Here is a 23,813-nt window from a genome sequence, read left to right as displayed (position 1 = left end):
CGGACATTTCGCCGCAGAGCGAAGCTGACGCAGGGGAAGCCTGACGGCCGCGCGACTCAGCGCGGCCTTTCCGCGCAGCTTCGCGGGTTTTCCAGGTAAAAGACTATGGAATTTTCTTTGCAGGCCCGGGGCCGCGGAAGAAAATTCTCTCCGGCTGCGGCAGACGTCCTGGTCTGTCAGTCTTCCGGCGGCAGGGCACAGGCGCGCAATGCTTCTTCAGGAACGACATCGAGGGTGCTGCGGTGGGTCGCCTCAAGGCGGATGGCGGGGGCGGCCCCCTCCTCCCAGGCCTGAAGGAAGCGCAGCGCACAAAGGCACCAGCGATCCCCCGGCTTCAGCCCCGCAAAGCCATATTCGGGCCGCGGCGTGGAAAGGTCATTGCCGAGATATTTTGAGAAGGCGAGAAACTCAGCGGTCATCACCGCGCAGACCGTGTGACGGCCGGTATCCTGCGGTCCGGTGTCACAGCAGCCATTGCGGTAAAACCCCGTCAGAGGCTGCATCGAGCAGCTTTCAAGCGGACCGCCCAGAACATTGACCGAGGGTTCTTTCATGGCAGATCTCCCTGGAGGGCCGGAGGCTGCCAGTCGATCCAGCGGCCGTGAAAATCCACCCGGCCGAAGGCGATCTCCCGCCCTTCCGCCGGATCATAGAGGGTCATGGCCGCACCGGAGGCCCCGCTGTCATCGCGCTCCATCCCGAAGCGCAAAAGCCGGGGACCGGCGCTTCCGGCGGCCCGGCGCATCAGCCCGTCGATCTTTGCGCGGGTCGTGTCGGGAAAATACTGCCAGGCAATGGTGTGGCAGACCAGATGGATCACGCCGCTGTGAACCTGCCCGAGGCGCCTCTCAAGCCAGTCGGCCGCATCCCCCCGCGCCACGAGGCGCGGGCGCGGGGCGGCATAGGAGAGAGCAACTTCCGTGCGCGCGAGACGGTCGGGCTGTCCGGCCCAGATATAAGACAAAAGCCGCAACCGGTCCGTCACCGGATGCAGCGGGTTCAGATCCACCCCGGCGCGGTCCGCGATGTCAGGGCGGGCGATGACGGGGGCTGCCCCGCGCCACTCAGGCGTCAGACGGACCGGGCTGGTCGCGGGGCCGAAGGTGCCGCCGGGCACCTCAATGCACCAGTCGGGCCAGTAAAGATTGAGACCGGCACTGGCCCCCAGCTCACTCAGCACCAGCGGCCGGCCATAGCGCGCGGTCAGCCAGAGCCCCACCGCCGCCAGCGCCACCGAACGGCGCAGCTCATTGGTCTGAGGCGGGCTGTTGAGCCAGGCCTGCAGATGCGCCTCATGCCGCGCGAGCACTTCGGGAAAGACCCGGGCCATCGCCGCCTCCGGCACGTCATGGCCCTGCACCCAGAGATCGCTCAACTCAGGATCTGCTCCGGTGAGCACCAGGGCGTGCAGCCCGCCCATCAGACGCAGCGCGAGGGCATCCCCGCCGGATGAGGGATCACCCGGCCAGGTCAGGATGCGCCGCCCGACGGCGCTGTCGTCGCTGAGATATTGCGCGAAATACCGGCAATAGCGCGCGGTCTGTTCTGAGCCGAGAGCGGCGCAGTGATCGGCCTGAGCCAGAAAAGACGCGCGGATGTCCATTATCTGAACCTGTCGGCCAGTTTCTGCAGGGCCGTGCGGGGGTCTTCAGCCGCGGTCACCGGCTCCGCAACAGCTTTCTCTTTCGGCTCCGGTCTGGCGCGGGGGGCTTTGGGTCCTTCGGTCCCGGTGGAGCTGCGCGGAGGGGCGGTGCGCAGCGCGACTTTATTAAGAAATTTCGCCCCCTCCCCTGCCGCCAGATCCGCCGCGCCGTCTGAGAGGCCGCGCATCATATCATCGAGCCAGTCCTGCTCAGCTTTGGCGAAATCATTGAGCACGTAAGAGGCCACTTTGTCCTTATGCCCCGGATGCCCGATGCCAAGGCGCACGCGGGCATAGGCCTCGCCCACATGCTGATGGATCGAGCGCAGCCCGTTGTGACCCGCATGGCCGCCCCCCTCTTTCAGGCGGACCTTGCCGGGGGCAATATCAAGTTCGTCGTGAAAGACCGTCAGCTCAGCGGGGGTCAGTTTGTGAAAGCGCATCGCCTCTCCGACCGACTGCCCTGAGAGGTTCATGAAGGTTTCCGGCTTGAGCAGCAGGATCTTTTCGCCGCCCAGACGGCCCTCTGAGATCAGCCCCTGAAAGCTGCGTTTCCAGGGCGAAAATCCGTGATCCTGCGCAATCCGCTCCAGCGCCATGAAACCGATGTTATGGCGGTTGCCCGCATATTTGGTGCCGGGATTCCCGAGCCCTGCCCAGATCAGCATGAGACAGCCCTTTCGTCGTCATCGTCAGGATGAAACCGCGCAAGCCCTTCGGTCAAGCCCGGCCCATAAAAGAAAACGGCGCAGGGTTTCCCCTGCGCCGTCCGGATCAGATCCGCAAAGCGGCTGATTACTCAGCAGCTTCGTCTGCAACCAGCAGACCCGAGGGCGCTGCGATGTTTGCGATGACGAAGTTACGCTCGACGGTCGGCTTTGCGCCTTCCGGCAGAACCACGTCATTGATGTGGATCACGTCGCCGATTTTCTTGCCTTCCAGGTCCACGGTGATGTGGTCCGGGATGTTGCCGGCCAGAACTTCCAGCTCAACCTCGGAACGAACCGTGGTCAGAACGCCGCCGCGCTTGATGCCCGGAGCTTTGTCCGCGTTGATGAAGTCAACGTGGATGAAGAGGTTGATGCGCGAGTCATCGCTGACGCGCATGAAGTCAACGTGGGTCGGCAGATCTTTGACGACATCGCGCTGAACGCCGCGGCAGACCACATGCACTTCTTCGCCGCCTTCAACTTTGAGGTTGAAGAGGGTCGACAGGAACCGGCCCTGCTTGAGGCGCTTGAGCAGGTAGTGGAAGTTCATGTTGATCGAGACCGGCTCTTTGCCGGCACCGTAGATCACGCCAGGAACTTTGTTCTCACGACGAGCTGCGCGAGCGGCCCCCTTGCCCGTCCCCGCGCGAACCTCGGCCAGAAGCTCCGGAAGTTCTTTTGCCATAGTAATTCTCCAATATATATCCGCCGCCCTCCAAGGGTGTGCGGCGCGACCCGCGGGCTATAGCGGGGATCGGGGCAGATGGGAAGCCAAAAGATCGGCGCGGCGGGGAAGAGGCGTCGTCCTGCCGGCCGGAGGGTGGTGGCGCGCAGGGGCAGCCTTTCGGGGCTGTGGCACCCCCCGGGAGGTTTTGCACCTCCCGGACCCTCCGCAGAGTATTTTTGAAAACCCAAAAGAAAAGGCGCCGCAGCGGGCGCCTTTCGGGGTTTTTGAGGTTAGACTTTGATCAGCGGGCGAGCTGGCGGATGGCCTCTGACAGATCGATCGCACCGTCGTAGAGCGCGCGGCCCGAGATGGCGCCGGCAATCACGCCGGTGTCGCGCAGGGCGATCAGATCTTCCATCCGGCTGACACCGCCCGAGGCAATGACGGGGATTGAGACGGCTTCGGCCAGCGCGCGGGTCGCCTCAATATTCGGGCCGCCCATGGCGCCGTCGCGATCGATATCGGTGTAGATGATGGCTGCAACACCTGCATCTTCAAAGCTTTTTGCCAGATCAGTTACTTGGACCGTGGTTTCTTCGGCCCAGCCGCGGGTGGCGACAAAGCCCTTGCGCGCATCGATACCGACGGCGACTTTGCCGGGGAATTCGCGGGCGGCTTCGCGCACGAGATCGGGATTTTCGACCGCGACGGTGCCGAGGATCACGCGGCTGAGGCCTTTTTCAACCCAGGCGCCGATGGTGGCCAGATCGCGGATGCCGCCGCCAAGCTGGACGGGGACATTCACACGCGACAAAATCGCCTCAACTGCGGCGGCATTGACCGGTTTGCCCGCGAAGGCGCCGTTCAGGTCCACGAGGTGGAGCCACTGGCAGCCGGCCGTCACAAAGGCTTCGGCCTGAGCAGCCGGGTCATCACCAAAGACCGTTGCGGCCTCCATATCACCGCGCAGAAGGCGCACGCATTGGCCGTCTTTGAGATCAATGGCAGGATAAAGGATCATATGGATCTCCCCGGGCGCTTCTATCCGTATTTCGGGTCTCATGCCACGGCGGGCCGCAGCGGACAAGAGGAGGAGGCGGAAGCAGGGTCAGCGCTGACAGAATGTACCCCTGAGCCTGCCGCAGAGGGCTGCAACCGGCAGCGAGGGGAAAGCTATGGACGCAATTCTCATGCGACCATAGCTAACCCTGCGGGCGACAGAGTGTCAGAAGGGATTCAATGCCAGGCCGGAGGGGCCGCCCGGGCGCAGGCCCTCAGGGTTTCCAGGAGAGGAAATTGGCGATGAGCCGCAGGCCGGTGGCCTGGGATTTTTCCGGGTGGAACTGCGCGCCGAGAATGTTGTCGCGCCCGACAATGGCCGTGACATCGCCTGCGTAATCGACATGGGCCAGACGCTCGGCGGGGCTGTCGACGCGCATGGCAAAACTGTGCACGAAATAGGCGTGATCGCCGGTTGAGATGCCCGCGAGGACCGGGTGGGGATTGTCGATCACCAGATCGTTCCAGCCCATATGCGGCACCTTCAGCGCGGGATCTGCCGGGGTGATGCGGGTCACCTCACCACCGATCCAGCCGAAGCCTTTGGTGTCTTCATATTCACGGCCCCAGGTGGCCAGCATCTGCATGCCGACGCAGATGCCGAGGAAGGGAATGGCGCGTTTTGTGACCGCGTCATCAATGGCCTCAAAGAGGCCGGTCTGCAGCGAGAGGGCGCGGCGGCAATGCGGGAAAGCGCCGTCGCCGGGCAGCACGATGCGGTCGGCGCGGGCTGCGTCTTCGGGGCGCGCGGAGACGAGGATCTCGCCTGCCCCGGTCTCATCGGCCATGCGCTGGAAGGCTTTGGCGGCCGAATGCAGATTGCCGCTGTCGTAATCGACGAGGACGGTCAGCATGGTTTGCTCCTGTTGTGGGGCACGGCTTTGCCGTGCGGCCTCCGGCGGGAGTATTTGGGAAAACCCAAAGACGCCTCAGAGAATGCCTTTGGTCGAGGGGATGGCATCGGCTTTGCGCGGGTCCGTTTCGACCGCTTCACGCAGCGCGCGGGCGACGGCTTTGAAGGCGGCCTCGGCGATATGGTGGCTGTTGAAGCCGGCTTCCTGCGTTATGTGGAGCGTGATGCCGCCGTGGGTGGCAAGCGCCTGGAAGAACTCACGCACCAGCTCGGTGTCAAAGGTGCCGATCTTCTGGGTCGGGAAGGTGACATCCCAGACGAGGAAGGGCCGCGCGGAGAGATCGAGGGCTGCGGTGACGCGGGCGTCATCCATCGGCAGGATGCAGGCACCGTAGCGGCGGATGCCGCGTTTGTCGCCGAGCGCTTTGCTGAGCGCCTGGCCAAGCGCGATGCCGCAGTCCTCAACGGTGTGGTGATCGTCGATATGCAGATCGCCCTCGCAGCGCATCGTGATGTCGATGAGCGAGTGGCGCGCGAGCTGGTCGACCATGTGGTCAAAGAATCCCACGCCGGTTTTGATGTCATAGGCGCCGGTGCCGTCGAGATTCACGCGCACCTCAATGGCGGTTTCGGCGGTGTTCCGGGTGATGCTGGCCTGACGCATGACATATCCTCGCTCTGTGCTGCGGTCTTATAGGCAGCGGCGGGAGGTAAGCAAAGGGGGCCGCGCGGGCCCCCTTTATGAAAATCAGCGCTCGCGGATCGCGGCCAGCAGGCGGCTGACGTTATCGGGGTCGGCTTGGGGGGTGATGCCGTGACCGAGGTTGAAGATATGCGGGCCCTGCGAGAAGGTATCGACGATGCGGCGGGCCTCATCGACAAGCGCCTGACCGCCGGTGATCATATGCTGCGGCGCGAGGTTGCCCTGAACGCAGCCGTCTTTTTGCACATGTTCCGCAGCCCAGGCCGCGTCGACGGAATTGTCGAGTGCGACGCAGTCCGCGCCGGTCGCTTTGGCAAAGCCGACATATCGCTCGCGCGCCTCACGCGGGAAGGCGATGATCGGGATGCCGGGGTGGCGCTCTTTCAGCGCGGCGATGATGCGGGCAGCGGGCTTCTCGGCGAATTCGGTGAAATCTTCGCCTTTCAGGCTGCCGGCCCAGCTGTCAAAGAGCTTCACCACTTCGGCGCCTGCCGAAATCTGGGCGGAGAGATATTCGATTGTCGCCTCGGAAAGACGGTCGATCAGCGCGGCGAAGCCTGCGCGGTCAGCGGCCTTGAACGCATGGGCGGGGGCCTGATCCGGCGTGCCGCGACCGGCGATCATATAGGTGGCGACCGTCCAGGGGCTGCCGGCAAAGCCGATCAGCGTGGTTTCTTTGGGGAGTTCCGAGGCGAGGATCTTGACCGTCTCATAGACCGGCGAGAGGGTCTCATGGATGTCAGCCGTCGGGCGCAGGGCGGCGACGCCTGCGGCATCGGTGATGGTGGAGAGGCGCGGACCTTCCCCTTCGGCAAACCAGAGTTTCGAGCCCATGGCCTGGGCGATCAGCAGGATATCGGCGAAGAGAATCGCGCCGTCGAAACCAAAGCGGCGGATCGGCTGCAGGGTGACTTCTGCCGCCAGCTCCGGGTTATAGCAGAGCGACAGGAAATCCCCGGCCTTCGCGCGGGTGGCGCGGTATTCGGGCAGATAGCGTCCCGCCTGACGCATGAGCCAGACCGGCGGCACGGCCTGTTTTTCACCGGCAAGGGCCCTGAGAAGTTTTTTGTCCGTCATCACGGCCTCCGGTTCTTTTTGCAACATTCCCCCCGGTTCGTCCCCGGAAGCCCCCGCTTTGTCAAGTCTGCGACATTCTCACCGCCCTGGTGGCTCCGGAGGGATGCTGGACAGAGGCGCGCGAGACTCCTAAGACATGCGTCATGAAAAACGCGCGTCCCACCCCCGCTTCGCCTCTTCGTATCGGCACCCGCGGCTCGCCTCTGGCGCTGGCCCAGGCCTTTGAGACGCGCGACCGTCTGGCCGCCGCTCATGGGTTGAGCGAAGATTGCTTTGAGATCGTGGTGATCAAGGTCACCGGCGATCAGATTCAGGACAAATCGCTGAAAGAGATCGGCGGTAAGGGCCTGTTCACCCGCGAGATCGAGGAGGCCCTTTTGGAGGGCGCGATCGATATTGCGGTGCATTCGATGAAGGACATGCCGGTTGAGCAGCCGGCCGGCCTGATCATCGACTGCTATCTGCCGCGCGAAGACGTGCGCGATGCCTTTGTCTCGCTGCGCTACAAAAGCATCAATGATCTGCCGCAGGGCGCGGTGGTGGGGTCGTCCTCGCTGCGCCGCCGGGCGCAACTGGCCAACCGCCGTCCCGATCTGAAGCTGGTGGAATTTCGCGGCAATGTGCAGACGCGGCTGAAAAAGCTTGATGACAATGTGGCAGAGGCGACCTTCCTGGCCATGGCCGGTCTGAGCCGTCTGGGCCGCACCGAGGTGGCACAAAGCGCCATTGCCCCCGAAGAGATGCTGCCTGCGGTCGCCCAGGGCGCGATCGGGGTGGAGCGCCGCCTGGAGGATGCCGCAGTGGATGCGCTGCTGGCACCGATCCGCGATCTGCCGACGGCGCAGCGCCTGAGTGCAGAGCGCGCTTTCCTCGCCGAGCTTGACGGCTCCTGCGAGACGCCGATTGCGGGTCTTGCCCTTCTGGAAGGAGAGAACCTGTGGCTGCGCGGCGAAATTCTGCGCCCCGACGGCAGCTCCGTGCTGCGCGGAGAGCGCCGCGGCCCCATTGCGGCGGGGGCTGACATGGGACGCGATCTGGCGCGGGATCTGCTGACCCGGGCGGGTCCGGGCTTTTTTGACTTCAAAGCCTGAGCGGGCCTTATCAATGCGAAAAGCCGGGCAGCCTGCCCGGCTTTTTTAATGCAACCCCTTCAGGCGTTCAGCCAGACCCGGATCCCGGCAGCGCCGCCCATCATCTCGCCGTCCGGATGCGCGGTGAAGCCCTGCACCTCTGATGAGGCAAGCTCAAAGCTGTCGCAATGCACCGGGATCAGCGAGCCGCCCTGCTCATGAAGCATCTTCGCCACTTCGGCAAAGCAGTTTTGCTGCAGGGTCGGATCTGCGCTGGCGCGGGCCTCCATCACCAGTTTGTCGAGAGCCTCACCGCCGAAGCGCGTCTCATTCCAGGCTGAGGCCGAGAGGTGATAGGTCGACAAAAGCCGCCCCGCCGAACTGGTGCCGTCGTGATACGAAGCGGTGAAGGGCTTTTTGTTCCAGACTTCGGTGAAATAGCCCTCTGCCGGTTCGGGGCGGATTTCAACCGGCAGCCCTGCGGCGGTGGCGGAGGTGCGAAAAGCCTCTGCCGCCTCAAGCGCGCCGGGCCAGGTGATGTCGGAGACGCGCAGCACCAGGGGCATCCCCTCATGGCCGGAGCGTTTGTAATGCCAGGAGGCCTTTTCCGGATCATAGCTGCGCTGGCTGATCCCGGCGAGAAACGCGTGGTCCCCCGGCGCGAAGGGCAGGTCATTGCCGATCCGGCCATAGCCGCTGAGCACATCGCGCAGGATCGCATCGCGGTCGAGCGCATATTTCAGCGCGAGCCGCAGATCGGACCGGTCATAGGGCGCAGCCCCGGTCTGCATCGAAAAGGCCAGTCGCCCGCCCGAAGCACCACGCACGAACTGCACCTCCGGGATCGCGGCGATTTGCGCGGATTTACGCGGATCGGCGCGATTGGCCAGATGGATCTGCCCCGACGACAGCGCCGCAAGCCGCGCGTCATGATTGTTGATGACCAGGACTTCGATCTGATCCACATGGCCGCGGCTGTTGTCCCAGTCACGGGGATTGCGCTCAAAGACATGGCGCACCCCGGGTTCATTGATGCGCGGGATATAGGGGCCGGAGAACACCTCATGCACCACGCCATTGCCCAGGGGGGCGGGCTGCAGCACCAGACGGTAATCGGTCAGGGCTTCGGCAAACCAGGGATTGGGGTCAGCAAAGCTGATGACAACATGGTCGCCGTCACTGGTCACGCTCTCCATCCCGCTCAGAAGGCCCGAGGCGCCTGAGCGATTCGCGGGATCGGCATGACGCATGAGGGTGGCCGCGACATCCGCGCCGGTCACGGCCTGACCGTTGTGAAACTGCAGCCCCTCGCGCAGGCGCAAAGCCCAGGTGCGATGATCGGGGCTGGCCTCGATCTCCTCGGCGGCGGCGGGAACCGGACGGCCCTCGCTGTCGCTGGCCATGAGTGTGTCGCCGACGCAGCGCAGGTTGAACCGTTCCACCGCAGAGATGGCACGTAAGGGGTTGAGCGTATCGGCATAATCGCCGCCGTGCAGCCCGACCCGCAGCACACCGCCCTTTTGCGGACCCGCCGCCTGAGCCGCGCTTACCAGCAGGCCCTGCGCCATCACCATCGACAGCCCCAGCGCACCGGCCCGCCCCAGGAAGGCCCGGCGACTGTGCAGCCCGCGACTGGTGCGGCCCGCCAGATATGCCAGTTCACCTTCCATAATCGTCCCCTCCGAATGCCATCTTGTCTTTTCAGGGATAACGTGCATGCGGCGGGGGGGCAAATGGTTTAACGTCAAACTACTCCTGCAATTTTCACCACTTTTGCGTGACTTCTGATCACGCGATTCTGTCTCTCACCTCTGAGCGGCAGCGATCCGGCGTATACCGCGCCCCAGCCATTCCGGCAGGGGCTCTGCCGCACGGGCGGCGGCCATGGCGCGCAGCGGCGCGAGGGCCGCCTCTGAGGCGGCTGTTGCGCGGCCTGCAGCCATATCGACATGGATCAGCATCTGCTCAAGCGTGGCGACCTCCTGCCCCTCAACCCAAAGTGTGGTCAGCAGATGCAGACGCCGCGAATCCACGCCCAGGACCCGCGTCCCGCCAAGGATCTCCTGCCCGAGTTTGCTTTCGCGCAGATGACGCAGATGCGTCTCGACGGTGTAATAGCTGAAGCCGCCCGCGACATAGCTCAGATCGATGCCTGCCCGGCGCAGCACCACATCCGTCACCTCCGAACAGACCGCCAGATAGCGGCTTTCCGTCATATGTCCGTTGTAATCGATCCAGGAGGGCAGCACCTTCAGCCGGACCGGCCCCTCTGATGCAGCCTCAGGCACAGTCTCCCGCGCCTGATCGCGGGCGAGCAGCTTCCCCCCCGGCCCCAGCCCCTGATCGCGCAGGGCCCGCAGAAGGACGCTGAGCGCCTCCTCCCGCTGCGGCAGGCCAGAGACCGAGGCCGCCAGCGCATTGAGGCTGTGGATCTCGTCGGGCGTGCAGAGCAGAAAGCCCGCAGCCTCCATCAGCGCCGCGGTCTCCGGCGTTCCCTGCGGCAGATGGCAAAAGGGCAGCCAGGCGGGCTGCGGCAGTTCGGGCTGCAACATCAGGCCCGTCCCGGCGCAGAGCCCGCCACCGGAGCCGATCTGAAGGCAAAGATCCGCGCGCTCCGCTGCGCCTTTCAGATCCTCTGAAACTTCCATGCGCCCGCGCGCGGGCAAAGCATGATCGCTCAACCGCGCCAGCGGCAGTTCCAGCCGGTCAGTGAGTGTATTAAGTCCGGCGCGGCATCCGGCCAGGGCGGCACTGAGGACCACCTCGTGACCGTTCAGGCAGAGCTGTGCCGCGAGCTGCATTGCCCGCTCGCAATCGCCATCAACCAAAATCTGCATAAGGCCCCCCGCTTTTGAAGGCCAGTCTGCCCCACCAGGACCGGTGGGGCCAGCCCTGCAGAGGGAAAGTGGCGCTCAGCGCAGCTTCGGCGGCTTCGTCGGGTCCATCCCGGGCGGCGGCGGCGGAGCGCGCTCAGGCTCAGGCGCAGGGGGCTCCGGCAGGCGCAGCGCCAGCCCGACTTCCTGGAGCGGACGCAGAGCCGCCGTATCCGAGGCATTGAGGAAGAGAAGATCCACCTGCTCATCTTCAAGCCCCGAGAAGGCCAGCGCCGAGGTCAGCGCGCGGGCGAGCGCCTCTTCCGCACCCGGCTCTGCGCCCACATAGGCGAGAACCAGCCCCTCTTCCGAGCCGCCCTTCCACCGCGCCCGTGCCAGCCAGGCCCCGGCGGCCAGACCACCGGCCCCGCCGATGGCCACCGCCAGCGCCTCATTCAGCGCGCGCGGCAGTTCCCCGGGGGCCGCAAAGCCCGCCGGGCGTCCGCGATCCTGCGAGGGGGTCACGCTGAGGACCTCAGCCAGCCAGTCCACCGCATGAGGGGCCATCAGCCAGGCAGCTTCCGGCGTGCCAAGGTTGATCCCGAGCCCGGTGCCCTGCCCGGTCAGATGGTTCACAATCACCCGACCCGGCAGTGCCACATAGGGGCTGGCGATGCCGGTGAAATCCACCATCCGCTCCTGACTGTCGAAGGCCAGGACAACCGGCCCGCTGTCGAGAGGAAAGACCCGCGGCCTGATATTGCCCTCAACCGCCTCTTCTTCGAGCAGCAAAAACAGCTCCGCATCCGAGAGCACCCGGTAATAGCGCAGCCGCGCCCCGTCATCTTCAGGATCGGCCAGCATCAGCGCCTGAGCGCGGTCCAGCGGCGTAAGATCATCTGCGGTCATGGGCCATCCTCCGGGGCAAAAAGGCCCCTTTCCGATACGCGCTCGACCCGCAGGATGCAACGTGAAGCCGCCTGCCGCGTTAGCCTGCCGCAGATCGCCCCCGGAGGCTCCATATTGCTGCCTTATTGCGACCTTAACCTGTTTACCGATAGCCTGCTGCTGCAGCACCCGGGCCTGCCCGCCGGGCCAGAGGAACCCCATGATAGAATTTCACGCCGTCTCCAAAAGCTACTGGACCGGCAAAAAGCGCAAAGTGATCCTCGATAAGGCCTCGTTTCGGGTTGAACCGGGGCGCTCTCTTGGGATTCTGGCGCCCAACGGCACCGGCAAGACCACGCTGATCAATATGATGGCGGGGCTGGAGAAGCCGGATGAAGGCACCATCACCCGCACCAGCCGGATCAGCTTTCCGCTGGGCTTCATGGGCGGGGTGAACAACAAACACAGCGGCACCGAAAATGCCCGCTATATCGCGCGGCTTTACGGCCTTGATCCCGATTACGTCGAAGCCTTCTGCCGCTGGCTCTGCGGGATTGAGGAATATTTCGACATGCCCGTCGGCACCTACAGCCAGGGCATGCGGGCGCGGTTCTCCTTTTCGCTGATGCTGGCGATGGAGTTTGACATCTATCTGATTGATGAGGGGATGCCCTCAACCACCGACGTGGCTTTCAACCGCAAAGCGGGCACGATCCTGCGCGAGCGGCTGGTGGGAAAAACCGTGGTCATCGTTTCGCATCAATCTGAAATTCTTGAAAAGTTCTGTCAGGTCGCCGGGGTTCTGCGCAACGGGCAGCTTTATATGTTCGACAGTCTGGAAGAGGCGAAGCGGCTTTATGACTACACAGAGTGAGCTTCCGCGCTTTCGTCTGACCCTGCCTGAGCCGCTTGCGGCGCTGCGCACGGCTGCCTCTGCCCCCCGTCCGGCGACAAAGCCTGCCCTGACCGGCGAAGTTCTGAGCGAGGAGGCTTCCGGCGCGAAGCCCGCGCCTGTGGCCAGGGGCAGCGATGTCTCCGCCCTCAGCCCGCGCCAGCTGCGCATGCTGCGCCGGATCGCGGAAAAACAGGGGCTGACCCCGGCCAGTGACGAAGATGCCCTGCGCCAGCTGAAGGCCGCGGGGATCGATCCCTTCGCGCGCAGCAATGCCATCGGGGAGGTGATCGCCACCCCCTCGCCTGAGACCCCGCCCCCGGTTCCGCCAAAGAAAGACCCCCGCGCGGAGGGGGCCGGAAAGCTGCCTGCGGTCGCCAAAGGGCGCAATCCTGCCAAAGCGGCCGGGCCGGATCTGCTCCTGCCGCCCGAAGCCCGGGCACAGCAGAACCACGCGGCGGATATTCAGAAAATTCAGCGCGATATCGCACGCAGACGGCGCCGTCGCATGGCCATGCTCTGGGCAAGGCTCTGGCTGTTCGTCGGGATCCCGACGCTGATCGCCGGGATTTATTACAGCCTTCTGGCAACACCGATGTATGCCACACGGGCGGAGTTTGTGATCCAGCAGGCCGAAAGTCAGATCGGCAGCGGGCTGGGCGGGCTGTTTTCAGGGACGCAGTTTGCCACCTCGCAGGATTCCATCGCGGTGCAGGGCTATCTGCAGTCGCGTGATGCCATGCTGCGCCTCGACGCAGATCTGGATTTCCGCGCGGTCTTTGCCGATCCCAATGTGGATGAGCTGCAGCGCCTGGACGATCCAAACTCGATCGAAGCCGCCTATAAAATTTACCAGAAATACGTCAAAATCGCCTATGACCCCACCGAGGGGATCATCAAAATGGAAGTCTCGGCCCCCGATCCGAAGCTCTCCGCCGCCTGGTCTGAACGGCTGATCCATTACGCCGAAGAGCAGGTGAACCAGCTCTCTGAGCGGCTGCGCAACGACCAGATGAAAGGCGCAAACGCCAGTTTCGCAGAGGCCGAGAGCCGGCTTCTGGCGGCGCAGACCCGGCTTGTTGAACTGCAGGAGGTCAATAAAGTCCTCTCCGGTGAGGTGGAAATCACCCTTCTCTCCAGCCAGATCACCGCGCTGGAGACGCAGTTAACCCAGGACCGCCTGGCCCTGGCGCAGATGCTCTCAAACGCCACACCCAACCGCGCCAGGGTGGAGCCGCTGGAGCGGCGGATCTCGACGCTGGAGGTTCAGATCCGGCAGTTGCGCGACCGGCTGACCCAGGACGACACGACCTCCGGCCGCTCCATCGCGCGGATTCAATCTGAGCTGGTTCTGGCGCAGACCGATGTGCAGACCCGCCAGCTTCTGCTGACCCAGGCCGCCCAACAGCTTGAAACCGCCCGCATCGAGGCCAACCGCCAGCAGCGGTATCTGTCGCTCTCCGTGGCGCCGGTGGCCCCCGATGTCGCCAGCTATCCGCGTGCCTTTGAAAATACCGCCGTGGCCATGCTGATTTTTGCGGGGCTTTACCTGATGATCTCGCTCACCGCCTCAATCCTGCGCGAGCAGGTGTGAGCCGCCGTCAGGGGCTCAAACGGCGCTCACGGGCAAAGATCGCCTGAAAATCCGGCGAGCCGTGCGGGAAAAGCAGATTGTGCAGGAAAAAACCCCCGCGGCGCGGGGCCCGGGGGTCTTGCTGTGCTCAGTTCATCCCGAGTGCAGCTTTATACATTTCGAGGATCGCCTCTTCTTCGGCGATGTCATCGGGTTTGCGCTTCCGCAGGGTGATCAGCTTTTTCATCACCTTGGTGTCATAGCCGCGGCCCTTGGCCTCAGCGAGCAGTTCTTTCTGCTGCTCGGTCACGTCTTTCTTTTCCGCCTCGAGCTGCTCAAAACGCTCAATGAACTGACGCAGTTCATCTGCCGTCACGGCATAGGCATCATTCGGGTTGGTCATTTGCGCCTCATTTCGCGGGGGTCCCTGCCTTCCTAAACGCCGCCGCCCCCCGGTTCAAGAAGACTTGCCAGCACAGGGGTGCTGGCCTTAGGTGCGCGGGAAAACTGCAAAAGGGAAACCGCGATGGAATGGCTGATCTGGACCGGGGCGGCGATGACGGTGGCCGGGCTTATCGGAATTTTCTGGTGCATCCGCCGTGTCATCGGCGCGAAACGCGCAGGCCTGCCGCAGCACGAGCTGAATGCGGTTGTGCAACGCGTTGTGGCGGTCAACCTCGCCGCCTTTGCGGTCTCGGCGCTGGGACTTGGTGCGGTGGTTGCCGGGCTTGTGCTGAAATAAGGCTGCGGGCCGCTTTTTGCTGCCCGCGCGGCGAATTATGCTAAACCGGTTCGGCCGGATGATGCCGGGCCCAGGGAAAGAGACAGTGATGACTATCCGCGAAATCACCGAAAACTACAGTGTCAGCCCGCAGATTGCGCTTGAGGATCTGCCGCAGATCGCCGAGGCCGATTACAGCCTGATCATCGACAACCGCCCCGATGGCGAAATCCCCGCCGAGATCGGGACTGATGCCATGCGCGCAGCCGCCGAAGCCGCGGGCCTTGCCTTCATCGCAAATCCGGTGATCGGCGGCGCAATCACCATGGAGAATGTCACGGCCCAGGGTGAGGCAATCGCCGGCGCCTCCGGCCGCGTGCTGGCCTATTGCGCTTCGGGCAACCGCTCCTCGATCGTCTGGGCTCTGAGCCAGGCGGGCAACCGCCCCACCGATGAGCTGGTCGCACTGCCCGCGCGGCATGGCTACAACATGGAAATCTGGCGCGATCAGATTGAGGCGCTGGCCTCCGGCAAATAAGCCGCGCTGAGCGCCGCACTCCGGGCGATTCGATCGCGGATGGCCCGGATCTGCAGCTCTGCTGCCGAGGGCGCATCGTCCCGACTGCGCAATTCCTCAAGATCGCCGGCGATGCGCAGGATCAGGGTCAGCGGATCCTCTTCCGCCTGCGAGCCTTCCGTGTCGGCCAGGGCCCCGGAAGACTCCGTAGCTGTCGCCTCAGCAGATGGGTCCTGCGAAGACCCTTCCTCAGAAAGCCCGGCAGGGGTCTGATCCTCCGCTTCCGGCGATGAGGGCAGCGGGTCGTCGATCGGCGTGACACGCCGCGTGGGCCAGCCCGGTCGCAGCAGCACGCCCCCCGCCTGCAAAACCGCGATGCGATGTTGAATATCCTCCGCCTGACGCGAGATCGCCGTCAGCTCTGTCAGCAGAGGATCCAGGTCTTTCGCGCGCAGGGGGCGCGGGGCGGCGAAATGCGAATGTGCCATATCTCAGCTCCGGCTGTCGAATGACCCACCATCGCATAACCTGGTTAACAAACACCTTCCGGGAACAGCGCCCGGGAACAACACAGTGCCGGAAATGTCAAAAGCCCCCCGGAGAACCGGAGGGCTTTTGAAGCGTGGCGCGGTTGACGGGGCTCGAACCCGCGACCCCCGGCGTGACAGGCCGGTACTCTAACCAACTGAGCTACAACCGCGCTGTGAGGGGGTGTTTACGGAATGTCGGCGGGGGCGTCAACCGCCCGAAAGCAAAAATCATCCGGCCCGAGACAAATAGTTCAGACCCCGGTCACGCCCGGCTTTTCGTCAAGGGTTTCTTTGGCTTAGACGCCAGGCTGCGGCCACAGCTTGCGGCGTGAAATGCCGCCCGCTGAGGAGGCAAGTCGCATCAGCCTGCGCCGATCCCCCTCCATGGCCGCCTCAATCATCCCGCCCAGAAGCCCGCGACTGCGAAGGCCCTGGGCGAGATCTGAATGAGAGCCCCCCGGAAAAAGCAGATGATCGACGCCCGCCCGCACCGGGAAGGCCCGGGCCTGAGCCAGGTCATCCTGCAGCCCGTGCATCAAAGTGACGTAGACCCCGGGCGGGGGCGGCCAGATGCCCCGCACTCCGGCTCCCGCGCGCAGACGGCTTTGCCACAAAGGCCAGCGCGTCTCCTCAGGGTGGTCCGGACCCAGCGCCCATTGCGGACCAAAGGCCAGCACCGCGGTCAGTGGCAGAATCGCTGCCGCCTGGAGCGCAAGGCAGGCCCCCATGGAGGAGCCGGCGGCCAGGAGACGGCCACGCGGGTTCAGCGCTGCCACCTCGCGGCACAGCAGGGGCGCAAACTCCGGGTCCTGCCCCCAGCTTCGGCCGCGATCCGCGATTGAGAGCACCCGCCGCTGCCCGCCCTGCGAGCCGGAGGTGATAAACTCAGGAGAGGGCATCTGATCGGGGTCATGCCCGACCGAGGAAAAGGCCAGCACAAGATCCGGCCCGCTGCCCTCTGACAGGCTGAACCGCCAGTTCCCGCTGTCAGATTGTGTAAGCGCCTGTCGCATGGCCCCGATCCCTGCTCCGGGCCTCAGTGACATCATTGCGGTGGTTTTGCCAAGGGGGCCGAAAGCCGGCCCCCTTGGATGCTCAATGCGCCATCATCTCTGCCGCAACCTCTGCCCCGCTCAGCCTGGCCGGGTAATAGGTCGGCCAATGGGTCACTTCCTGCAAAAGCGCGGCACGATCCCCCCCCCAGTAAAGGTGGAAATGGTCCGAGACCGAGGGCGCGATGCGGTGATCGCTGAATTGCACGAAGGCCGGAGCCTCATCATCGCCGCCGGTCTTTTTAAAGATAAAGCGGACGCCGCGATTTCCCTTCGCATAGGTCAGGATTTCTTCGCCGTCGCTGACGTAGTGTCCCGCAAACCCGCTGCCATCCGCACGGAGGAAGTCAAAGCCCCCTTCAGCCGTAATGGTGATCGCCGCAATGTCGGTCCGATAACCGGTCTCATAATAGGCGGTCCAGTCCGCTGCGGTGCGGCTGCCCGATTTCGCCTTATGCGCCATAACCGGTGCGAGGGTGCCATCCTCAAGCAGCGGCCAGACCGACTGCCACTCCCCTGCCCAGTCAGACAGGGGACGCGGGGCAACCTGAGCATCTTCAAAATAGCCGCGTGCAATCTTTTCCGCCACCTCATCATGGGCGTGATCGTGGGCGTGGTTGTGGGAGTGGTCATGAGCATGGCTGTGGCCATGACTATGGGGCGCCTTCTGCGCCTGAAGCGGCGCCGCAACGGTCAGGGCAGCAGAAAGGCAAAGAGTTGAGAGGAGGAAGGGACGATACATGATGGCTCCGGTCTCAGATTGATTCGTTATGTTATACCATAACAAAGCCCGGGTAACTCAGATGCCCGATCAAAAGCAAGCCTCATCGTGACGGGGCGCGAATGTCCCGGCGGCAGCAAGGGGGGAAATATACGGATACGGGGGCGCGACAGCGGTGCCTGCGTGAAAGTGGCAAAAGCCATGCCAACAGGTGACGGAGTGGATCGCGCAGGCCAGAAACGAAAAAAGCCCCCTCGCGGGGGCTTCTTCGTTAAACTACTGATCTCTCAGAGATTTTATGGCTCCGGCGGTAGGGATCGAACCTACGACCAATTGATTAACAGTCAACTGCTCTACCGCTGAGCTACGCCGGAACATGTGGGGTGGTATAGCTATGGTGTTCGGTGGCGTCCAGAGCAAAAAAGCAGATTTTATGAAGTTTTTTCCGCGCCTTGCGATTTTTCTTCTCCGGGACGGGCCGAAGTCGCGCGCGGGCCTTATTTTACACGCCATGGCAGGCTCAGAGTGGTTACTGCGGCCCCGCAGTCCCCCCCGGCAGCCCCCGCGCTTCTCCCGCCGGAAAAGAGCGCGGACAGCGCCTTTACCCCCCTGCCCCTTCTCTGTAACCCTGAGAGCAGAGAGACCGGATGGACAATGACCGAGCACAAAGCTGACCCGGGCGCTGCGGTGCTGAGCCCCGCCCCTGCCGAAGCGAAGCGCCGTTCGCGCCAGAGCGGGCGTGTGACGCTCGCCGCAGTGGCGCGTCGCGCGGGCGTCTCTCTCATGTCGGCCTCCAATGCCTTCCGCTGCCCCGAGAAGCTGCGCAGTGACACCCTTGCGCGGGTGCAGACCGCAGCGCGGGAGCTGGGCTATATTCCCGATGTGCTGGCCGGCACGCTCGCCAGCGGGCAAAGCCCGGTCGTGGGCGTTCTGCTGCCGACGATGCGGAATTCGTCTTTTGAGCGCTATCTCAGCGGGCTGCGCCGGGCCGCGCGGGAGACGGGGCGGCGGATCATCCTGAGTTTTGCTGACAGCCCTGAGAGCGAGGCGGAGGCCGTTGAGACTTTCATCGGACTGCGGGTCGGCGGTGTGGTGCTGATCGGCGGCGATCACTCTCCCGGCACGCTTCAACTGCTGCGCCAGACCGCCACGCCTTTCATCGAGACCTGGCTCCTTCCGGCGGATGCGGGCAAAGGCGTGGGCTATGACGCGGCAGCGGCCATGACGGCCATGACCGGACTGCATCTTCAGGCCGGGCGGCGGGTGCTGGCGCTGATCGATCACGATGGCGCGCTTGCCGCCCGCTACCGTCTGCGCCGCCCGGCCTTTGAGGCAGCGGTGGCCGCAGTCCCCGGCGCCCGAGGGATCATCCATCCGGTCGGAGCCACAGACAGCTTCAGCGAAGGGGCCGCCGCCATGGCGGCGATTTTGGCGCAGGCGCCGCAGGTCCGGGCCGTGATCTGCCCCACCGATATCATCGCCGCAGGCGCGCTTTTTGAATGCCAGCGCCGCGGGCTGCGGGTGCCGCAGGATATTGCCATATCCGGTTGGGGTAATTACGAAATCTCCGGGCAGACGCTGCCTGCTCTGACCACGGTTGCGCTGGATGCTGAGGCCATTGGCCATGCCGCGCTGCTGCGCCTGATGCCCGGCAGCGGCGAGACCTGCCCGGCCCAGGACACCGGTTTTCAGATCCTGCGCCGCGACAGCGCCTGACGCCTCTCTCTTTCACTGACAGGACCTCCCCATGCCCCGCGCCGCCGTTCTTCAGCTTTTCCACGAGGCCAATGCCTTCACCCCGACCAAAGCCGATTACGATGGCTTTCTGCGCGCGCAATATGTGACCGGCGCGGCGGTGCGGGCTGAATTCGGGGCGACCTCAAACTGGCTCGGCGGCATTACCACGGCGCTGGATGCGGCCGGCTATGAGGTGAGCTTTGGTCTTTGCACCGGCTGCCTGCCCGGCGGCACGCTGGATCTGGCCTCTTACCGGCGGCTTTGCGACGAGATTCTGGCCTCTTTTGATGCGATACTGGCCGAAGGCCCGGTCGATCTGGTCGCCCTGGCCCTGCATGGTGCTCTGCATGTCGAGGGCGAGCCGGAGCCTGAGACCCGACTGGCTGAGGCGGTCCGCGCCCGCATCGGGGCGGATGTGCCCCTGGGGGTCACCCTCGATTTCCACGCCAATCTTGAGCCGCGCCTGTGCGAGGTGGTCGATATCGCCATGGGCGGGCGGCTTTATCCGCATTCCGACACCAAAGAGCGCGGCGCGCGGATGATTGAGCTGCTGCGCGATCCGGCAAAGCCGCGCAGCCGGCGCTACCGCCTGCCGATCATGGTGCCGATGTCGGCGCAGACCTCGGACACCGCGCCTTTCTCGGAACTGGTGGCGCTGAGTGAGGACCTGAGCCTGCGTCCCGGCCTCAGCGATGTGGTGATGATGGGGGGCTTTCCCTATCACGACACCGATCAGGTCGGCACCTCGGTGCTGGTCACCGGCACCGACCGCGCCGCGATGGATCAGGCCTGCCGCGAGATGGCGGCCGCGCTGTGGTCGCGCCGCGAGGCCGCGCTGAGCCGCGCACCGCTCTGGGCTGAAGCCCGCGAGACCATCTTTGCGGCCGCCGCCCGGGGCCGTGTGGTGCTGGCGGATGCGGGCGACAATCCCGGCTCGGGCGGTGTGGCCGATGTGGCAGATATTTTCCGCGATCTGGCACAAAGCGGCCTGGCCTTTGCCGCCGGCTTCCTGGTTGACCCGGAGGCGGTGAAAGCGGCGCAAAAGATTGGCGCGGGCAATCGCGGGGTCATCTCGATGGGACGTCTGCGCGACGGGTCGCCCTGGGAGACGGAGGTGCTGGTTGAGCGGCTCTCAGATCTGAAATACCGCAATGAGGGCGCGAACCTGCAGGGGGAACTGCTGGAGGGCGGCGACAGCGCCATTCTGCGCATCGGTGAGGCAGGCCATATCATCCTGACGACCGAGCGTATTCAGGCCTATGACACTCAGGCTTTCCGCAGCCAGGGCATTGTGCTCGAAGAGAAATCCATCATCCACGTCAAATCCTCCAACCACTTCCGAACCTCCTATACGCCGCTGGCCGAAGCAGGGGTCTTTGTGGTCGACAGCGGCGGTTTCGCCTCCACCGATGCGCGGGTCTTTCCTTTCACCCGCCGCGCCACCCAAATCCTGCCGCTGAAAGATCTGAGCGAGGCGGAGTGGACGGCGTTGATTGACGAAGAAATCGCCCTGCCCTGAGGGCTGCCGGAGAAACAAAAGGCGCTCTCAGATGAGAGCGCCTTTTTCAGTCCTCACAGTCACTGCCGCTCAGACCGGCAGGCCGTCTTTCAGCACAGCCTGCAGATGCTGCGCGAAGGCCGGCAGCACGCCCGGCTCCAGCGGGTTGGCGTTCAGGATGCAAAGATCGGCGCGGAAGCCCACGGCAACCTGGCCAAGGCTCTCCTCCATGCGGATCAGCCTTGCGCCGTTGATCGTCGCCTGCTGCAAAAGACCCAGCGGCGGGATCACATCGGCGCGCAGCGCAAATTCATCCAGCTGGCGGCTCTGCATCGGCCCGATCAGATCGGTGCCATAGGCCATGGGAATGCCCGCCTTCCACGCCAGTTCCAGCGCATTGACGCCACCTTCCAGCACCACCCGGATTTTCTCCAGCCGGTCGGCAGGAAAGCCGCTTTCCAGCCCCACCTCATGGATGGCGCGGAAGATCGACAGCGTCGGCGTGAGCCAGGCCCCCTTTTCCACCATCAGCGCCACGGTCTCGGGATCGATCAGATTGCCATGCTCGATCGAGCGCACCCCGCAGCGCACCGCCCGCGCAACCGAGCGCGCGGTATAGGTATGCGAGACGACGTAAAGGTTCGCCATTTCGGCTTCATCGACGATGGCGCGGATCTCATCTTCAGAGAACTGATCCGAAGTGATGCGGTCGGTGGGCGAGGAAATCCCGCCGTTGGCCATGATCTTGATGTGATGCGCGCCCCGGCGGATTTCATCGCGCGCCGCGCGGCGCACCTCATCCACCCCGTCGCAGCGGCGGCCAAGGCTGTATTGCGCATAGGCGGGCTCTTCGAGATTGCCGCCCATGCCCCGGTGATCGCCGTGCCCGCCCGAGGGCGAAAGCGCCTTGCCGCCGTAAAGCAGCCGCGGGCCCTTAATCAGCCCCTCTTCGACCGCTTTCGCCAGACCAAAATCAGCCCCGCCCACATCGCGCACGGTGGTAAAGCCGCGTCTGAGCATGTCATTCAGAACCACGCCCGCACGCTGCGCCACATAGCCCGGGGAGGCATAGGGCAGCGTGCCAAGATCAGCCGTATAGGCAATGGCATGGACATGGGCATCGATCAGCCCCGGGATCACAAAGCCGCCCCGGGCGTCCAGCACATCTGCCCCCGCCGGGGCCGCCCCGTCCCCGATCGCGCGGATCACGCCGCCTTCGAGAGTCAGCGTCGTCCCGCCCGAGACAGCGCCGCTTTGCACATCAACGATATGGGCGTTTTTCACAAAAACAGACATCGGGTCTCTTTCATAAAGCCAAAAGCCGGGCCACCCTCTGGGCAGCCCGGCCTTGTCTCAGGCCAGGGGCCTGATCATTCCGTGATGCGTACGCGGTTCAGGAACAGGTTTTCATTCGGCAGCGGTTTGAAGTCGATGTTCTTCGCCGCCCCATAGATCACCGAGGCCTGATAAAGCGGGATCATGTAAAGCTGCTCTGCGTTGATCTCATGGACGCGCTTGTAAAGCTCAAGACGCTTGTCCTGGTCGATGGTCACGCGGGCCTCTTCCAGCAGGGCGTCAAGCTCTGCGTTCTCGGCGCTGGCCCAGGCGCTCTTGGAGTTCAGGAGTGAATAAAGCACGCCATCCGCATCCTGGCAGCCGCAGCTCCAGCGACCGAAAGCGGTGCCGGGGGTGGTCTGGCGGTCGGACTGCATCAGCTTCATCCAGTTCGCCATATCACCCGATTCGATCTCTGCGGTCAGGCCGACTTCCGCCAGCATCTGCTGAATGGCCTGCACAACGCGCGGATCATAGGTCGGCGTGGTCAGCAGCTTGAAGGGGGTCTTCGCCTTCTCGCCAACTTCCGCCACCAGGGCGCGGGCCTTCTCGACATCATAGTCCGGCGCGGTAATGCCTTCGACGTGCCCGAAAGAAACCGGGGTCGTCATCTGGTTCAGAACAGCGTCATAGCCACCCAGAATGCCCTCAACGATGCCCTCTTTATCGATGGCATGAGCAATCGCCTGACGAATGCGCAGATCATCCAGCGGCTCAACACTGGGGTTCAGCGCAAAGAAGGCCAGACGCTCTCCCAGAACCGGCAGCACTTTGCCTTCACCCGAGGCTTCGAGCTGATCGGCGAGATCATTGTCAAAGTTCGCTGCAATATCGGTCACACCCGCCTGGATATTGGCAATCCGGGTCGCCCCATCGGGGACCGAGCGGAAGGAAGCCTGCGGGAACTGGCCTTTCTCGCCCCAATATTCGTCGTTGCGCGTGACCAGCACCTCAACGCCACGGGTCCATTTGGCGAATTTATAGGGCCCCGAGCCGACCGGGTTCAGGTTGAACTCTTCTTTCGAGACTTTGCCTGCCACATGCTCAGGCACAATCGACAGCTTCGTCAGCTGCGCCATCAGCACCGGATAGGGGCCTTTGGTGGTCAGAACGACGGTGGTGTCATCCCTGGCTTCCGCCTTTTCGATCTGGTTGAACTGGCCGTTCTGCGGGCTGGCATATTCGGGCGAGATCATACGGTTGACCGAGAAGGCCACATCCTTCGCGGTCAGCTTCACGCCGTCATGGAAGGTGACGTCATCGCGGATTTTGAATTCGACTTCCGTATCCGACAGATAGGTCCAGGAGGTCGCAATCTGCGGCTGGATCGCGCCGGTCTCATCACGGGTCAGCATATTGTCGAAGATATTGCGATAGACCGTGTAGCTTGCCACGTCCCATTGGCCATGGGGATCGAGCGAGGCGGGTTCAGCCACAAAATCCACGACCAGGGTCTCTTTCGCCGCCAGCGGCGCAGCAAAACCCGAAAGCGAAGTGGCCGCCAGAAGGGCCGCGGTGACCCAGGATTTCAGAGCCATCAGTTCAATCCATTGCCGGGGGCGGAGCCTGTCCGCCGATTATTCTGAGATCGCAGTTTGCGCGACTACCATGGCCAAAAGCTGTCACAACGGCTCGATTCCTGCAATGCTCGCGGCATTCCCTTTTTCAGCGCATCTCAGGGAGGCTGTTCTTTTCCCGGTGAGCACCGGAGAAATTTCTTTCCAATGGAGCGATTTATCCTTTCCGTTCATGCGA

At 64.0% G+C, this 23,813-nt stretch carries 24 protein-coding genes and 2 tRNA genes; 7 read left to right on the top strand and 19 right to left on the bottom strand.

Annotated elements, in window-relative coordinates; translation table 11 throughout:
* Positions 1-176: 176 nt before the first annotated feature.
* From EP867_RS08385 to hemE, 8 genes are all read right to left on the bottom strand, one after another.
* On the bottom strand, positions 177-554 hold the full coding sequence (locus tag EP867_RS08385; RefSeq protein WP_128488098.1) for a DUF2237 family protein: 378 nt from the start codon (positions 552-554) through the stop codon (positions 177-179).
* The gene (locus tag EP867_RS08380) at positions 551-1,603 is read right to left on the bottom strand and encodes a DUF2332 domain-containing protein (RefSeq protein ID WP_128488096.1); all 1,053 of its coding nucleotides are present in this window, start codon (positions 1,601-1,603) and stop codon (positions 551-553) included. Before EP867_RS08380 ends, EP867_RS08385 begins: the two co-directional genes overlap by 4 nt.
* Positions 1,603-2,310: an aminoacyl-tRNA hydrolase gene (pth, locus tag EP867_RS08375; RefSeq protein WP_128488094.1), complete on the bottom strand. Its 708-nt coding sequence runs from the start codon at positions 2,308-2,310 to the stop codon at positions 1,603-1,605. The genes EP867_RS08380 and pth overlap by 1 nt, the downstream gene beginning before the upstream one ends.
* Before the next feature lie 127 nt (positions 2,311-2,437).
* The gene (locus EP867_RS08370; protein WP_128488092.1) at positions 2,438-3,037 is read right to left on the bottom strand and encodes a 50S ribosomal protein L25/general stress protein Ctc; all 600 of its coding nucleotides are present in this window, start codon (positions 3,035-3,037) and stop codon (positions 2,438-2,440) included.
* Positions 3,038-3,320: 283 nt separating this feature from the next.
* Entirely contained in the window at positions 3,321-4,040 is a 720-nt protein-coding gene (gene hisA / locus EP867_RS08365) for a 1-(5-phosphoribosyl)-5-[(5-phosphoribosylamino)methylideneamino]imidazole-4-carboxamide isomerase (protein ID WP_128488090.1), read from the bottom strand.
* 253 nt (positions 4,041-4,293) lie between these two features.
* Positions 4,294-4,932, bottom strand: a complete 639-nt coding sequence (gene hisH / locus EP867_RS08360; protein ID WP_128488088.1) for an imidazole glycerol phosphate synthase subunit HisH — start codon at positions 4,930-4,932, stop codon at positions 4,294-4,296.
* Between the two features lie 75 nt (positions 4,933-5,007).
* A complete protein-coding gene (hisB, locus tag EP867_RS08355; protein WP_128488086.1) occupies positions 5,008-5,595 on the bottom strand; it encodes an imidazoleglycerol-phosphate dehydratase HisB in 588 nt (195 codons plus the stop codon).
* 84 nt (positions 5,596-5,679) lie between these two features.
* Positions 5,680-6,711: a uroporphyrinogen decarboxylase gene (hemE, locus tag EP867_RS08350; RefSeq protein WP_128488084.1), complete on the bottom strand. Its 1,032-nt coding sequence runs from the start codon at positions 6,709-6,711 to the stop codon at positions 5,680-5,682.
* A gap of 143 nt (positions 6,712-6,854) precedes the next feature.
* Between hemE and hemC the strand changes: the two genes are divergently transcribed.
* Positions 6,855-7,802 (top strand): hydroxymethylbilane synthase, encoded by a 948-nt coding sequence (gene hemC, locus EP867_RS08345; protein ID WP_128488082.1) that lies wholly within the window; start codon positions 6,855-6,857, stop codon positions 7,800-7,802.
* Between the two features lie 59 nt (positions 7,803-7,861).
* On the opposite strand, the gene EP867_RS08340 is transcribed toward hemC, so the two are convergent.
* The 3 genes from EP867_RS08340 to EP867_RS08330 form a co-directional block, all read right to left on the bottom strand.
* Positions 7,862-9,451: an ABC transporter substrate-binding protein gene (locus EP867_RS08340; protein ID WP_128488080.1), complete on the bottom strand. Its 1,590-nt coding sequence runs from the start codon at positions 9,449-9,451 to the stop codon at positions 7,862-7,864.
* A 135-nt stretch (positions 9,452-9,586) separates the two neighbouring features.
* The gene (locus tag EP867_RS08335; protein ID WP_128488078.1) at positions 9,587-10,618 is read right to left on the bottom strand and encodes a thioesterase family protein; all 1,032 of its coding nucleotides are present in this window, start codon (positions 10,616-10,618) and stop codon (positions 9,587-9,589) included.
* A gap of 75 nt (positions 10,619-10,693) precedes the next feature.
* Positions 10,694-11,503 carry an SseB family protein gene (locus tag EP867_RS08330; protein ID WP_128488076.1) on the bottom strand — a complete coding sequence of 270 codons (810 nt, stop codon included), beginning with the start codon at positions 11,501-11,503 and terminating at the stop codon, positions 10,694-10,696.
* A gap of 199 nt (positions 11,504-11,702) precedes the next feature.
* Here EP867_RS08330 and EP867_RS08325 point away from each other — a divergent pair, with 199 nt between their 5' ends.
* Both EP867_RS08325 and EP867_RS08320 read left to right on the top strand, forming a co-directional pair.
* A complete protein-coding gene (locus EP867_RS08325; RefSeq protein ID WP_128488074.1) occupies positions 11,703-12,356 on the top strand; it encodes an ABC transporter ATP-binding protein in 654 nt (217 codons plus the stop codon).
* Positions 12,340-13,968: a capsule biosynthesis protein gene (locus EP867_RS08320; RefSeq protein ID WP_128488072.1), complete on the top strand. Its 1,629-nt coding sequence runs from the start codon at positions 12,340-12,342 to the stop codon at positions 13,966-13,968. The genes EP867_RS08325 and EP867_RS08320 overlap by 17 nt, the downstream gene beginning before the upstream one ends.
* A 127-nt stretch (positions 13,969-14,095) precedes the next feature.
* Here EP867_RS08320 and EP867_RS08315 read toward each other — a convergent pair whose 3' ends face one another.
* The gene (locus EP867_RS08315; RefSeq protein WP_124964173.1) at positions 14,096-14,350 is read right to left on the bottom strand and encodes a DUF2312 domain-containing protein; all 255 of its coding nucleotides are present in this window, start codon (positions 14,348-14,350) and stop codon (positions 14,096-14,098) included.
* A 123-nt stretch (positions 14,351-14,473) separates the two neighbouring features.
* Here EP867_RS08315 and EP867_RS08310 point away from each other — a divergent pair, with 123 nt between their 5' ends.
* Together EP867_RS08310 and EP867_RS08305 are read left to right on the top strand one after the other, a co-directional pair.
* A complete protein-coding gene (locus EP867_RS08310) occupies positions 14,474-14,689 on the top strand; it encodes a hypothetical protein (protein WP_128488070.1) in 216 nt (71 codons plus the stop codon).
* An 88-nt stretch (positions 14,690-14,777) separates the two neighbouring features.
* Positions 14,778-15,206 carry a TIGR01244 family sulfur transferase gene (locus EP867_RS08305; RefSeq protein WP_128488068.1) on the top strand — a complete coding sequence of 143 codons (429 nt, stop codon included), beginning with the start codon at positions 14,778-14,780 and terminating at the stop codon, positions 15,204-15,206.
* On the opposite strand, the gene EP867_RS08300 is transcribed toward EP867_RS08305, so the two are convergent.
* The 5 genes from EP867_RS08300 to EP867_RS08280 all read right to left on the bottom strand — a co-directional run bounded on the left by EP867_RS08300 (position 15,176) and on the right by EP867_RS08280 (position 17,862).
* A complete protein-coding gene (locus tag EP867_RS08300; protein WP_128488066.1) occupies positions 15,176-15,673 on the bottom strand; it encodes a hypothetical protein in 498 nt (165 codons plus the stop codon). The genes EP867_RS08305 and EP867_RS08300 overlap by 31 nt on opposite strands.
* 135 nt (positions 15,674-15,808) lie before the next feature.
* Positions 15,809-15,885: transfer RNA gene (locus tag EP867_RS08295), tRNA-Asp, on the bottom strand.
* 126 nt (positions 15,886-16,011) lie between these two features.
* Complete coding sequence (locus EP867_RS08290; RefSeq protein ID WP_128488064.1) at positions 16,012-16,728, bottom strand: hypothetical protein; 717 nt, start codon at positions 16,726-16,728, stop codon at positions 16,012-16,014.
* An 82-nt stretch (positions 16,729-16,810) separates the two neighbouring features.
* Entirely contained in the window at positions 16,811-17,509 is a 699-nt protein-coding gene (locus EP867_RS08285) for a ZinT family metal-binding protein (RefSeq protein ID WP_128488062.1), read from the bottom strand.
* A 278-nt stretch (positions 17,510-17,787) separates the two neighbouring features.
* Positions 17,788-17,862 (bottom strand) — tRNA-Asn (locus EP867_RS08280).
* Positions 17,863-18,142: 280 nt separating this feature from the next.
* Between EP867_RS08280 and EP867_RS08275 the strand changes: the two genes are divergently transcribed.
* Both EP867_RS08275 and EP867_RS08270 read left to right on the top strand, forming a co-directional pair.
* A complete protein-coding gene (locus tag EP867_RS08275; RefSeq protein WP_128488060.1) occupies positions 18,143-19,204 on the top strand; it encodes a substrate-binding domain-containing protein in 1,062 nt (353 codons plus the stop codon).
* A gap of 31 nt (positions 19,205-19,235) precedes the next feature.
* A complete protein-coding gene (locus tag EP867_RS08270; protein WP_128488058.1) occupies positions 19,236-20,744 on the top strand; it encodes a M81 family metallopeptidase in 1,509 nt (502 codons plus the stop codon).
* Between the two features lie 69 nt (positions 20,745-20,813).
* Here the strand turns inward: EP867_RS08270 and EP867_RS08265 are convergent, their stop codons facing one another.
* Together EP867_RS08265 and EP867_RS08260 are read right to left on the bottom strand one after the other, a co-directional pair.
* The gene (locus tag EP867_RS08265; protein WP_128488056.1) at positions 20,814-22,019 is read right to left on the bottom strand and encodes a metal-dependent hydrolase family protein; all 1,206 of its coding nucleotides are present in this window, start codon (positions 22,017-22,019) and stop codon (positions 20,814-20,816) included.
* A 74-nt stretch (positions 22,020-22,093) separates the two neighbouring features.
* A complete protein-coding gene (locus EP867_RS08260) occupies positions 22,094-23,596 on the bottom strand; it encodes an ABC transporter substrate-binding protein (protein WP_128488054.1) in 1,503 nt (500 codons plus the stop codon).
* Between the last annotated feature and the right edge of the window lie 217 nt (positions 23,597-23,813).

The organism is Falsigemmobacter intermedius, from assembly GCF_004054105.1.
Taxonomy (GTDB): Bacteria; Pseudomonadota; Alphaproteobacteria; order Rhodobacterales; family Rhodobacteraceae; genus Wagnerdoeblera; species Wagnerdoeblera intermedia.
The sequence above is the reverse complement of the archived record's forward strand: the minus strand, read 5'-3'. Positions and strand labels throughout refer to the sequence as shown.